The 11962-nt window shown below is 26.9% G+C and carries 13 protein-coding genes; 12 read left to right on the forward strand and 1 reads right to left on the reverse strand.

All coding sequences use genetic code 11. The features are described 5' to 3' along the window. Positions 1 to 52: 52 nt before the first annotated feature. From QOZ93_RS00370 to rho, 10 genes are all read left to right on the forward strand, one after another. Positions 53 to 1156, forward strand: a complete 1104-nt coding sequence (locus QOZ93_RS00370; protein WP_307354695.1) for a GerAB/ArcD/ProY family transporter — start codon at positions 53 to 55, stop codon at positions 1154 to 1156. Further along, positions 1146 to 2330, forward strand: a complete 1185-nt coding sequence (locus QOZ93_RS00375) for a Ger(x)C family spore germination protein (RefSeq protein WP_111943917.1) — start codon at positions 1146 to 1148, stop codon at positions 2328 to 2330. The genes QOZ93_RS00370 and QOZ93_RS00375 overlap by 11 nt, the downstream gene beginning before the upstream one ends. 71 nt (positions 2331 to 2401) lie before the next feature. Beyond that, entirely contained in the window at positions 2402 to 3025 is a 624-nt protein-coding gene (spoIIR, locus tag QOZ93_RS00380) for a stage II sporulation protein R (RefSeq protein WP_111943916.1), read from the forward strand. A 174-nt stretch (positions 3026 to 3199) separates the two neighbouring features. After that, positions 3200 to 4585: a germination protein YpeB gene (ypeB, locus tag QOZ93_RS00385; RefSeq protein WP_111943915.1), complete on the forward strand. Its 1386-nt coding sequence runs from the start codon at positions 3200 to 3202 to the stop codon at positions 4583 to 4585. Positions 4586 to 4802: 217 nt separating this feature from the next. Further along, positions 4803 to 5834 carry a D-alanine--D-alanine ligase family protein gene (locus QOZ93_RS00390; RefSeq protein WP_307354696.1) on the forward strand — a complete coding sequence of 344 codons (1032 nt, stop codon included), beginning with the start codon at positions 4803 to 4805 and terminating at the stop codon, positions 5832 to 5834. 19 nt (positions 5835 to 5853) lie between these two features. Continuing rightward, positions 5854 to 6834, forward strand: a complete 981-nt coding sequence (locus QOZ93_RS00395; protein ID WP_307354816.1) for a tRNA 4-thiouridine(8) synthase ThiI — start codon at positions 5854 to 5856, stop codon at positions 6832 to 6834. A 16-nt stretch (positions 6835 to 6850) separates the two neighbouring features. Beyond that, the gene (locus tag QOZ93_RS00400; RefSeq protein WP_307354697.1) at positions 6851 to 7270 is read left to right on the forward strand and encodes a YwiB family protein; all 420 of its coding nucleotides are present in this window, start codon (positions 6851 to 6853) and stop codon (positions 7268 to 7270) included. A gap of 129 nt (positions 7271 to 7399) precedes the next feature. Continuing rightward, positions 7400 to 7684 carry a hypothetical protein gene (locus QOZ93_RS00405; RefSeq protein ID WP_307354698.1) on the forward strand — a complete coding sequence of 95 codons (285 nt, stop codon included), beginning with the start codon at positions 7400 to 7402 and terminating at the stop codon, positions 7682 to 7684. Positions 7685 to 7754: 70 nt separating this feature from the next. Continuing rightward, positions 7755 to 8093, forward strand: coding sequence for a hypothetical protein (locus QOZ93_RS00410; protein WP_111943911.1), 339 nt, complete (start codon positions 7755 to 7757; stop codon positions 8091 to 8093). Positions 8094 to 8442: 349 nt separating this feature from the next. Continuing rightward, positions 8443 to 9930, forward strand: a complete 1488-nt coding sequence (gene rho / locus QOZ93_RS00415; RefSeq protein WP_111943910.1) for a transcription termination factor Rho — start codon at positions 8443 to 8445, stop codon at positions 9928 to 9930. Between the two features lie 90 nt (positions 9931 to 10020). On the opposite strand, the gene rpmE is transcribed toward rho, so the two are convergent. Continuing rightward, the gene (gene rpmE, locus QOZ93_RS00420) at positions 10021 to 10233 is read right to left on the reverse strand and encodes a 50S ribosomal protein L31 (RefSeq protein WP_111943909.1); all 213 of its coding nucleotides are present in this window, start codon (positions 10231 to 10233) and stop codon (positions 10021 to 10023) included. Between the two features lie 176 nt (positions 10234 to 10409). On the opposite strand from rpmE, the gene QOZ93_RS00425 reads away from it, so the two are divergent. Both QOZ93_RS00425 and QOZ93_RS00430 read left to right on the forward strand, forming a co-directional pair. Further along, complete coding sequence (locus QOZ93_RS00425) at positions 10410 to 10988, forward strand: thymidine kinase (RefSeq protein WP_111943908.1); 579 nt, start codon at positions 10410 to 10412, stop codon at positions 10986 to 10988. A gap of 18 nt (positions 10989 to 11006) precedes the next feature. Beyond that, on the forward strand, positions 11007 to 11933 hold the full coding sequence (locus QOZ93_RS00430; protein ID WP_307354699.1) for a DUF1385 domain-containing protein: 927 nt from the start codon (positions 11007 to 11009) through the stop codon (positions 11931 to 11933). Positions 11934 to 11962: the final 29 nt, after the last annotated feature.

Consider the following 11962-nt stretch of genomic DNA (forward strand, 5'->3'; position numbering starts at 1 on the left):
TTACAGAAGAAAAAGAGGTGAGGTAACTTACTTTTAGTAGTAAGAAGAAACTATGAAAGAAAAAATAAGGATTGAAGATTATGGGATTTTCGTAACGTTAATTATTACCGTATTAGGAATTAATATATTTTCTTATCCTAGAAGTGTAACAAAAATTTTAAATACAGAAGGATGGATAGCTACAATTTTAGCTGGAATAATAGCGTATTATATTTTAGTAATTATATATAAGACTGTGAAAATAAATGAATTTAGAGGATTTAATAATTTACTTGAAAGTAATTTTGGGAAATTTTTAGGAAAAATTATAGCTTTAATTTTTGCAATATATAACATAATATTTTCTGCTATTGGGTTAAGAATATTTGCAGAAGTAATAAAAATGTATTTATTAGAAAAAACCCCAACTGAACTAATAATACTTTTATTAATTTTAGTTGGAAGCTCTGTAGTTAGAGGAGGTATTAGCTCAATAATAAAGTTTAATGAAGTAGTTTTTTGGTGTGTAGTAATTCCACTAGGATTAAGTTTATTATTAACAATAAATAATATAGATTTAACAAATGTACTTCCTGTTTTTAATAATAAACCTATGCAATATATACAAGGAAGTTTAAGATCAGTATTTGCATTTATAGGGATTAATATAGCTTATTTAATAATACCTTATGCTAAAAATAGAGATAGATTAAAAAAGACGTTTTCTAAAGCGATTATTTTTATTTGTATATGTTATATAGTAGTTACTATATTTTCTTTAGGTATTTTTACTAAAAAAGAAGTTCAAAATTTATTATGGCCAACAATTACAATGATTAAATCTATAGACATCCCAGAGGCATTTATAGAAAGATGGGATGGGGTAGTAATGGTATTTTGGATTTTATTTTTCTTCACTAATTTTATAAATATGTATTTTTTCTCAGCAGAAATAACAGGAAAAGCATTTAATTTTTTAGATGTGAAGTTGGGATCTTTAATTGTAACTCCTTTATTTTATTTCATAGCATTAATTCCTGAAAATATAGCACAAGTCTATGAAGTGAAATCAATGTTTTTGTATAAAATATCAAGTGTTTTAATAATAATTTTACCTTTAATTATATATGCAGTTAGTAAAATAAGGCAAAGGGGTGAAGTAAGACATGAGAGCTAAAATTATAAGTTTATTTTTAGTTTTGATTATTCCCTTTGTTTTTACAGGATGTTGGGATAGAGTAGAGATAGATAGAAGAGCATTTATTTCTACTATAGCAATAGATACCGGTGATGATATAAATCAAGGAAAAAAACTTAAAAAAATTAAAAAAGATGAACCATTTGAAGAATCAATGGCTAAAAGATTAAATGTAACTTATGGATATCCAGATATCAGTGAACTAGGACCAACTAAGGGTGCTACGGCATCAGAAAAAAAAATTTCTACTGAGGCATACTCAATGGAGGACTCTCTATCAGAGGCCACTAAAAAAAGCAGTAGAAATATACATTTAGGTCATACAAAAATTTTAATTTTAAGTGATACTGTGTTGCAGTATCCAGATGTTGTAAAAGAGATTATGGATTATTTTAGTAGAAATGCAGATATTAATAGAATGATGAAGATAGTTATAACTAAAGGAAATGCCGAGAAATTTCAAAGCTTTAAACCTGAAATGGAGAAAAACTTTCAAACATATATAAGTGGTATAATGGAAAATAATGATAGAAATTCTAGCGTTCTTCCTATGACTTTGAATGAATTTATTTCTTTAATAGGTGAAAATGGAAATGCTATTGTACCTTATGTTGAAATGGATAAAGATAAAAATGAGCTTACTTTGTATGGAACCGCCGTTATAAAAAACTATAAAATGCTAGGAGTTTTAAATTCCATAGAAACTTCAAATTTAGAAATTTTAAGAGGAAAAGCTAAGGGTGGAAATAAGGTGCTTTATAGAGACGGTCATCCTGTTGATTATGTAATTGAAGGTGTACAAAGAAAATTTGATCTTAAAAAGTTAGATAAAGATAATCTTGAGCTAAATATTAATATAAGAGTAGAAGGTGCTATAAGTGGATTTACCATACAAAAAAATGTATTACAATCTAAACTAATACAAGAGTATGAAACAAGTTTTAATAATTCTTTAAGTGAGGAATGTGAAAAAATAATACAAATATTCCAAGAAAAATATTCTGTGGATCCGTTAAAAATAAAAGAATACCTAGAAAAATTTCATCCTTATAAATATAAAAAAATAAAGAGTAATTGGGAAGATGTATTTAAAAAAGCCAAAATAAATGTAAATGTTTATACGAAAATTAGAAGAACTGGTATTACATCATGATTAAAATTACAAATAATGGATACAATATGAATAAGTTAATAATTAATAAATGATTTTATGGGGGAAAGAAAATGAAAAGATTAATTATATTTATAACAATTGGCTTATTCTTATGTGGTATATTTTATAATTCTAAACAGGTTTCTGCTGAAGGGGATAATAATACACTAGAAGATATATCTTCTAAAATAATTAGATTTCATGTAATAGCTAATAGTGATACAGAAGATGATCAAAGTTTAAAGTTAAAGGTAAGAGACAAGGTTTTAGAATATATATCACCAAAATTGAAGGAATGTAAAAATATAGATGAATCAAGAAAGATAATGAAAGAAAATAATGATACAATAATAAATATATGTAATGAAACTATAAAAGATTTAGGGTATAAATATAGTGTGAAAACAACATTAGGAAGAGAAAATTTTCCAGTTAAAACTTATGGAAATATAACATTACCACAAGGTAATTATGAGGCATATAGAATAGTTATAGGCACAGGAGAAGGCCATAATTGGTGGTGTATAATGTTTCCACCTTTATGTTTTGCAGATGTAACTAAAGTAGAAGTAGATGAAAAAAAAGCAGAAAATGAAATGAAGACAGTTTTAGATGATAAAGAATATAATTTTATTAATAATAAAAAGTCTAATGTAAAAGTTAAATTTAAAGTTTTAGAATTATTAAATAAATAAAAGAGAGAACAGGTATTAACTTGGATATACAAGAATAATACCTGTTTTTGTTTTAATTTCTTTTATAAGAAGAAAAAAGAAATTAGTATTTAATGCAAGTAGTATGCACATAATAAAATTAAATAAACTAGATAAAAAGATAAAGAAATTTATAAACATGAGAGGAGAATAATTATGAAGAAAGAAAAAGGTAGAATAATCTATACTCTTATTGCTGCTATGATTATAGTGTATTCATCAAGTTATATTGTTTTAATGACTTTAGAAAGAACAGATTATAAAAATTATCTTCAATCACAATATAGTAAAAATTTATATAATCTTTCTAGTAATGTAGAAAATATTAGAAGTAATTTAAGCAAGGTTCCTATTATAGGATCAAAAGAACAAGGAATAGTTATATTTGATGAGATTTTTAGATATTCATCTATGGCTGAAGAAAATTTACACTCACTTCCAATTTCACAACGAACTATATCGCACACTAGTAAATTTTTAAATCAAGTAGGAGATTTTTGCTATACTTTAAGTAAAAGAGAAACTAAAAAAGAACCTTTAACTGATAAAGAAATTTCTACTATAGATGATTTAGAAATGCAAGCATATTCACTTGAAACAGAACTAAACAATGTTTTAAATGATACTACAAAGGGAAAAGTTAAATGGGCAGATATTAGAAAAAAAACATCGGAAATGTTAGCAAGTAATGAAGTTAAAGATAAGAGTGTAGAAAATAGATTTGATGTAATTCAAAAACAAGTTAATGAATATCCAGTTTTAATTTATGATGGTCCATTTTCAGATAATACCTTAGCTATAAAGCCAAGAATACTTTCACAAAAGATAGTTTCTAGTGAACAAGGAAAAGAAGCAATTATCAAGTTATATGGAAAAGAAAATATAAAAAAAATAGAACAGGTAAATGAAGCTAAGGATAAGAAGGTTCCAAGTAAAATACCTTCCTATAAATATAATGTAGAATTAAAAAATGAAAAACAAGGTGAAAGTATAGTCGCAGAGGTTAGTAAAAATGGAGGACATTTAGTATATCTTCTTTATAATAAAAAGCCAGATAAGAAACAAATATCAGCTGAAAAGGCCAATGAAATAGGAATAAAAAAATTGCAGAATATGGGGTATAGTAATATGAAATCTACATATACGCTTACATATGATAAAGAAATTTTAATCAGTTATGTAGCTAAAAAAGATAACATAATTATGTATCCTGATCAAATTAAGTTAAAAATATCTTTAGTAGACGGACAAATTACGGGAGTAGAAGCGGATAAATACTTAATTGCACACGTTAATGAAAGAAATATACCAACAGTTAAAATTACATCAGAGGAAGGAAAACACAAGGTAAGTAAAAGAATTGATTTAAAAAGAGTTTCCTTAGCAGTAATTCCCACAGAAAATAATAAAGAAGTGCTTTGTTATGAATATATTGGGGAATATAAAGGGAGACAATTTATAATATATATTAATGCTAAAACTGGTTATGAAGAGAGAATAGTTGAGATTATAAATACTCCTAATGGAAAATTAACAATTTAGAGGCTAAAAAATATTTTAATAAATTGCTATGAGGACTTTTAAAATTATCTCTGTAAATATATAATATATATTATTGCAATAAAAAAATAAAAGAGTTATTAATTTTGAGAAATAAACAATTTTGATAATATAAGAAATGTGAAATTAAGTTATTTTGTTGCAAAAATTTTATTTTAGAATAATTATAATATAGTAGTTATGTTAAAGGAGAGGTAATATGAAGACTAAAGTAGCTATTTTATTTGGAGGACAATCAACTGAACATGAAGTTTCAAGAGTATCTGCCTCATCAGTTTTAAGAAACATAAATCAACAAAAATTTGATGTTTATCCAATAGGAATAAATAAGGATGGAAAATGGTTTGAATATACAGGTGAAATAGATAATATAGAGAGTGGAAAATGGGAAGAAGATGAATTTTACAAAAAACCAGAAGGAGAAAAAATTCTTTTTAATAAAGAGGTTGATGTAGTATTCCCTGTACTTCATGGTTTATATGGTGAAGATGGAACAATTCAAGGACTTTGTAAGCTTTTAAATCTTCCTTGTGTTGGACCTGGAGTAATGTCTTCGGCTGTATGTATGGATAAAGTATATACAAAATATGTTCTTGAGAGATTTGGAATAAAACAAGCAGATTATGTAGTGGTTACGGAGTTTGGATATAACAATAATAAAGAAGAGCTTATTAATACAATAGAAAATAAATTAGGATATGATTTATTTATAAAACCATCTAATAGTGGATCTTCTGTTGGAATAACTAAGGCTCACAATAGAGAAGAACTTCTTGAGGGATTAGAAGAAGCCTTAAAATATGATAGAAAAATTCTTGTTGAAGAAGCTTTGAATGTAAGAGAGGTAGAAGTTGCTGTTCTAGGAAATGATGAACCAAAAGCATCTATACCAGGAGAAATCATTCCAGCTAAAGAATTCTATGATTATGAAGCAAAATATGAAAATGCAGCTTCTAAGTTATTAATTCCTGCAGCTTTATCTGATGAAGAATTAGAAAATATTAGAGAAATAGCAGTACAGGTATACAAGGCACTAGATTGTGCAGGTATGGCTAGAGTAGACTTCTTAGTTACTAAGGAAGAAGGAGAAGTTTATTTAAATGAGGTGAATACAATTCCAGGATTTACGAGCATTAGCATGTATCCAAAAATGTGGGAGAAAACAGGAATACCTTACACAGAGTTAATTACTAAATTAATTGAATTTGCCATTATAAGAAAAAATGGATAAAACAGAAAGGAAAGATAATATGACAAGAGCTTTAGCCATGGTTTCAGGAGGCTTAGACAGTATTTTAGCGGCGAAACTTATAAAAGATCAAGGAATAGAGGTTATAGGAATTTGTTTTAGATCATTTTTCTTTAATGAAGAAAATGCTAAAAGAATGACTAAACAAATAGATATTCCCCTTGAAGTAGTAGATTTTTCAAAAGAGCATTTTGAAGTGGTCAAGAATCCTAAACATGGTCATGGAAAAAATATGAACCCGTGCATAGATTGTCATGCTATGATGATGAAGTATAGTGGTGAACTTCTAGAAAAGTTTAATGCAGATTTTATTATAACTGGAGAAGTATTAAATCAAAGACCTATGTCTCAGAACAAAGGTGCTTTAAATCTAGTTAAGAAAGAATCAGGTATAGGAAATAAAATATTAAGACCATTATGTGCTTTGAATTTGGATCCTACTGAAATGGAGACAGAGGGATTAGTAGATAGAAATAAACTTTTAAAGATAAGTGGAAGAAATAGAAAAGTGCAAATGGAACTTGCGGAAAAATGGGGGATTGTAGATTATCCATCTCCAGCAGGAGGATGTAAACTTACAGAGCCTAATTTTTCTAAAAGATTGAAAGATTTAATAGATCATAAAGAGAATATTGAGAATAGGGAGATAGACCTATTAAAAATAGGAAGACATTTTAGAACAAGTGATAAGTGTAAGGTTATTTCCACTAGAATGCAAGAAGAAGGAGAGATTTTAAAAGATCTTTTAACTAAAGAGGATATTTATATGTTAGCAAAAGATTTTAATGGTTCTTCAGTTGCTATAATCGGTGAATACACCAATGAAGATTTGGAAATAGCTGCTAAAATAACAGTGAGATATTGTAAAGGTAAAGATGAGGATAAAGTTACTATTAAATATGGTGATTTTGGATCAAATTTAAGTAATGTAATTGAAACAGTAAGTGCTACAGAACAAGAATTAGAAAAGTATATGATATAAAGTAAGGGGAGTTCAAATGGATAAGAAGGCAATAATATCTGTTGTGAGTAAACAAAAGGGAAATGATGATGATATTATTGAAGTAGTTACCCCAGGGAAATATTACAAAAAGGGTCAAAAGTATTATGCTGTATATGAAGAAAGTGAGCTTTCTGGTATGGAGGGTACTACTACAATTTTAAAGATAGGACAGGACGAATTTACCATAATTAGAAAAGGCACTATAGATGCTAAAATGGTATTCAAAAATGAATTTAAAGATCATATATTATATAGCACACCTCAAGGAGCTTTGGGACTTTCTATGGATATTTTAGATGTAAAAGTAGATGTTAATGATGATGGTGGTCTTGTTTATGCAAACTATAATCTGAATTTAGGTGAAGGACAAAGTTTATCTACAGAAATTAATGTAAAAATTAAAGCAATATCATAGTTTTAATAATGAGAGAAAGATGGCTAAATATAAAATGCCATCTTTTTTTAGTTAGTTATCCTTTAATTTGTTTATAAAAAACAATAAGTTGTCAATAATTATAAATAAAGTTTAAGGAGGAATTTAAGTGTGTTTTGTGAAAGAAAATATGAAAATATTATAAATATTCTTTGTAAGGCTAAGGGGGTATCAAAGAAGGAATTAATGAATGTTTTAGAAGAAGAAGAATGTGAATATTTATTATTTTTACTATTAAAGAAATATAATTGTTTAGATGAAGAAAGGTTGATGAAAGATTTTAACTTAAAAAATGTAGAAAATAAAAGTAAAATAGCAGAAGAAAAATTTTTTGTAAATCACCAATTTAGAGAAGGATATTTTGAGGTTTTAAATCATATAAAAAAAATAGGATAATTTTTAAAGGGATAAAGATAAAGTTATAGAATAATATAAATTAATAGAAAGGCTAGTGGAGTGTGAAGCTATGGAGTTAAATTCGAATGTTACAATAGCCCTTAAAAAATTAGATAATAATTATACTATATACAATTTAAATCTATTTAATTTACAGTATATAGATGAAGGAAACATAAGTATAAATAAAATTAAAAATAATGCATTAGAATTTAAAGTATGTTGCCATTTATGTGAAAAAGAACATATATATATATATAGTATAAAGGAAATAGTAAAAAAAGATCTGATTGTTTTAGGGTGTGAAAAACTAGGTATTCCCTTAGTTGTCCTAGGTAAAAAGGAAGAAGTTGAAAAAATGATATATCCACACAATTATGTCAATTATAAAATTAATGTTATTCTATAAAAATATGAGTAATATAGTTTACTCATATTTTTGTTGTTTTTTTAACATCTTTGAATTAAAATAGTGGTTATAGGATATAATTAAAAAGCAAAGCATTTCTGAATAAAGTTTTATATCTAAATTTATTCCCAAATTATTAATTAATAGGCAATCAAAAAGTAAATAAAAATACGACAAAATATATTATTTGTTGTATGCGAAATTTTCAATTAAAACATTTAATTTACAGAATCATAAGTTTTATAAAGGTGTTGTGATTAAGAAATATTATAAAGTAGATTAGAAGGGAGGAGGCATCTAGTAAATTTTTATATTTATTATATATACTAGGTGTATATAGGTGGCTTATATGGATTTATCCAATAAAAATTTAAATGAATTAAGAGAAATAGCTAAAAAGTTAGAAATAAAAAATATATCTAAGTTTAGAAAAGCAGAACTAATTGATGAAATAAGAAATAATTCCACAATGTTTATAGAAAAGAATGGGGTTATATTAAAAGAAAAAATTTCACAAAAAACTTGTAAAGATGAAGATGAAATACAAGAAAATAAAGTTATTTATAAAAATAATGTGATTAATAAAGAAAATAAATGTAGTGATAAAAATTCGGATTTTGAGAGAAGAGAATCAGAGTACAAACCAGAGCATAAGAAAGAAAAATTAAAGGAAATGATACATGATTCAAATAGTGCCAAAGGTGTATTAGAATTAATTGATAATAATAACTTTGGTTTTTTAAGAGGTAATAATTATTTAACTTGTTCGGAGGATATTTATGTTTCACCTTCTCAAATAAGAAAGTTTAATTTAAAAACAGGTGATGAGGTTAAAGGAAAAGTTAGAATTCCAAAAGAAGGTGAAAAGTTTAGAGCATTACTTTATGTAGAAAGTATTAATGGAGAGTCGCCAGAAAAGGCAATTGGTAGAGAACCTTTTGAAAAACTTATCCCTATATATCCAGAACAAAGATTGTTTTTAGAAACTTCTAAAGAAGATACAGCATCTAGACTTATGGATATAATATGTCCAATAGGAAAAGGACAAAGAGGATTAATAGTGGCACCCCCTAAAGCTGGTAAAACAACATTATTGCAAAAAATAGCTAATAGTATTACTAAAAATCATTCTAATGTAAAGTTAATAGTTTTATTAATAGATGAAAGACCAGAAGAAGTTACAGAAATGCAAGAAAAAATAAATGGTGAAGTAATATATTCAACTTTTGATGAGGAACCTTCACATCATATTAAAGTTGCAGATATGGTTTTAGAAAGAGCTAAGAGAATGGTGGAACAAGGTCAAGATGTTGTTATACTAATGGACAGTTTAACAAGACTTACAAGAGCTAATAACTTAGTTATAGAGCCAACAGGTAGAACTCTTTCAGGTGGACTAGATCCAGGAGCTCTAATAAAGCCTAAAAAGTTTTTTGGTGCGGCTAGAAATATAAAAAATGGGGCTAGTTTAACTATTTTAGCTACAGTATTAGTGGATACTGGAAGTCGTATGGATGATATGATTTTTGAAGAATTTAAGGGTACCGGAAATATGGAAGTACATTTAGATAGAAAACTTCAGGAAAGAAGAATATTCCCAGCAATAGATGTTTATAAATCAGGAACGAGAAGAGAAGATTTACTTTTAAGTAGGGAAGAGTTAGAAGTTGCATTTAATATAAGAAGAAATATGTATAAAGAAGGAAATGCTCAAGTGATTACGGAAAAGTTAATTGGATTATTAGGAAAAACTAAGAATAACAATGAACTTGTAAGTGTTTTACATAAAAATGCCGAAATTATTAATAAAGAAGGTAAAAATAAAAACGAAATATAAGATATTAAAAATGAAGATTAGTTATAGTAACTAATCTTCATTTGTTTAGATATAAAAAAAGAAGGATAAATAGATATCCTTCTTAAAAAATTATTCTTCAATGTTAATATTGAATTTTTTCATGAATTTATCAATTCTACCACCTTGGTCTACAACCTTTTGTTTTCCAGTAAAGAATGGGTGGCATTTTGAACAAATTTCAATTTTTAATTCAGGTTTAACTGAACCAGTTGTGAAAGTGTTACCACATGCACATTTAACTACTGCATCATTATGATATTCTGGATGTAAGTTCTTTTTCATTACATATTCACCTCTTCTTTAAACAAAATATTGTATACCCGTCTTCAACTATTAAATTGTAACATGTCAACATATTTAAGTCAATATTAGGTTTTACTATTTATAATTTTTTGTGTATCTGATAAAATTATAAAGTAAATTATAAAAAACAAGACATAAGTTTAGGAGGAAAGTTGATGGACATATTGAGAAATCATGGTTGGCTTGAAATCATAGTAGGCCCTATGTATAGTGGAAAGTCTGAGGAACTTATTAGAAGAGTTAGAAGGGCTAATATAGCTAAACAAAAAGTTCAAGTTTTTAAGCCTAGTATTGATGATAGATATGATAAAGAAAATGTTGTATCTCATTGTGGAGAAGCTATAGAGGGAAAATCAGTTTCAAGTGCAGATGAAATTTTAAAATTTACTCAAGAAAATACTAAGGTAGTTGCTATAGATGAAATTCAATTTTTTGACCAAGATATTATAATGGTTATAAGAGAATTAACAAGTAAAAATAAAAGAGTCATTTGCGCAGGATTAGACATGGATTTTAGAGGGGAACCTTTTGGAGTAGTTCCACAATTAATGGCTATAGCAGAATATGTTCAGAAAGTAAGTGCTATTTGTGTATGTTGTGGTAATCCTGCAACTAGAACTCAAAGGTTAATTAATGGAATTCCTGCTAAATATAATGAAAATGTAGTGTTAATTGGGGCCAAGGAAAGTTATGAGGCTAGATGTATTGAGTGTTATATAGAACCAGAAAAATAATTTTTTCGAGGTGTAATTATGGGAAAATATAAGAATGTAGGTGGTCAGGCGGTTATTGAAGGCGTCATGATGCGTGGAAGTAAGAAAATGGCTACTGCTATAAGAAAAGAAAATGGGGAAATAAGTGTAAAATCTGAAGAAATAGTTCCACTAAGTAAGAAAAATAAACTTTTTTCTGTTCCTATAATTAGAGGAATAGTGAGTTTTATTGATTCTTTAATTATAGGAATTAATATACTAAATTATTCAGCTAGTTTTTTTGAAGATGAGGAAGAAGAAGGAAAGTTTGATAAATGGTTTAAGGAAACTTTTAAAGAAAAAGGTACAGATATACTTGTGGGAATATCTTTAATTCTTTCTTTAGTATTTTCATTTATGTTGTTTTTTGTAATGCCTACATTTGTTTCAGGATTATTGAGGAACATTGTTAAGAATAAGTTTGCTTTAAATATTTTAGAAGGACTATTTAGGGTTTTAATTTTAGTTATATATATTTTTGTTGTAAGTAAAATGGGCGATATAAAAAGGGTATTTCAATATCATGGTGCGGAACATAAAACAATCTTTTGCTATGAAGCAGAAGCGGAATTAACAGTAGAAAATGTTAAAAAATTTGAGAGATTTCACCCAAGATGTGGAACTAATTTTTTATTTCTTGTTATGATAATTAGTATTTTAATTTTTTCAGTGGTAGGATGGGAATCATTATGGCAAAGAATATTATACAGATTATTATTACTACCTGCTGTTTTGGGAGTGTCTTATGAAGCAATAAAATGGATGGGGAAAAGTGATGGATTTTTAAGTAGATTTTTTGCTTATCCAGGATTATTACTTCAAAGAATTACTACAGAAGAACCGGATGAAAAACAAATAGAGGTAGCTATAAAAGCATTGAAGTTTGCGGAAGGTATTGAAGAAGTTAATGATACTGAAGAAAAGTAGCTTTCAGTTGTTTAAAAAGCTATTATTTT

Source organism: Hathewaya limosa (genome assembly GCF_030815255.1).
In the GTDB taxonomy this organism is placed as follows: domain Bacteria; phylum Bacillota; class Clostridia; order Clostridiales; family Clostridiaceae; genus Hathewaya; species Hathewaya limosa.

Bases quoted from the DNA above. Each gene is read 5' to 3' on its own strand.
- QOZ93_RS00370 (WP_307354695.1), top strand. From the start codon at position 53: ATGAAAGAAAAAATAAGGATTGAAGATTATGGGATTTTCGTAACGTTA.
- QOZ93_RS00375 (WP_111943917.1), top strand. From the start codon at position 1,146: ATGAGAGCTAAAATTATAAGTTTATTTTTAGTTTTGATTATTCCCTTT.
- spoIIR (WP_111943916.1), top strand. From the start codon at position 2,402: ATGAAAAGATTAATTATATTTATAACAATTGGCTTATTCTTATGTGGT.
- ypeB (WP_111943915.1), top strand. From the start codon at position 3,200: ATGAAGAAAGAAAAAGGTAGAATAATCTATACTCTTATTGCTGCTATG.
- QOZ93_RS00390 (WP_307354696.1), top strand. From the start codon at position 4,803: ATGAAGACTAAAGTAGCTATTTTATTTGGAGGACAATCAACTGAACAT.
- QOZ93_RS00395 (WP_307354816.1), top strand. From the start codon at position 5,854: ATGACAAGAGCTTTAGCCATGGTTTCAGGAGGCTTAGACAGTATTTTA.
- QOZ93_RS00400 (WP_307354697.1), top strand. From the start codon at position 6,851: ATGGATAAGAAGGCAATAATATCTGTTGTGAGTAAACAAAAGGGAAAT.
- QOZ93_RS00410 (WP_111943911.1), top strand. From the start codon at position 7,755: ATGGAGTTAAATTCGAATGTTACAATAGCCCTTAAAAAATTAGATAAT.
- rho (WP_111943910.1), top strand. From the start codon at position 8,443: ATGGATTTATCCAATAAAAATTTAAATGAATTAAGAGAAATAGCTAAA.
- rpmE (WP_111943909.1), bottom strand. From the start codon at position 10,233: ATGAAAAAGAACTTACATCCAGAATATCATAATGATGCAGTAGTTAAA.
- QOZ93_RS00425 (WP_111943908.1), top strand. From the start codon at position 10,410: ATGGACATATTGAGAAATCATGGTTGGCTTGAAATCATAGTAGGCCCT.
- QOZ93_RS00430 (WP_307354699.1), top strand. From the start codon at position 11,007: ATGGGAAAATATAAGAATGTAGGTGGTCAGGCGGTTATTGAAGGCGTC.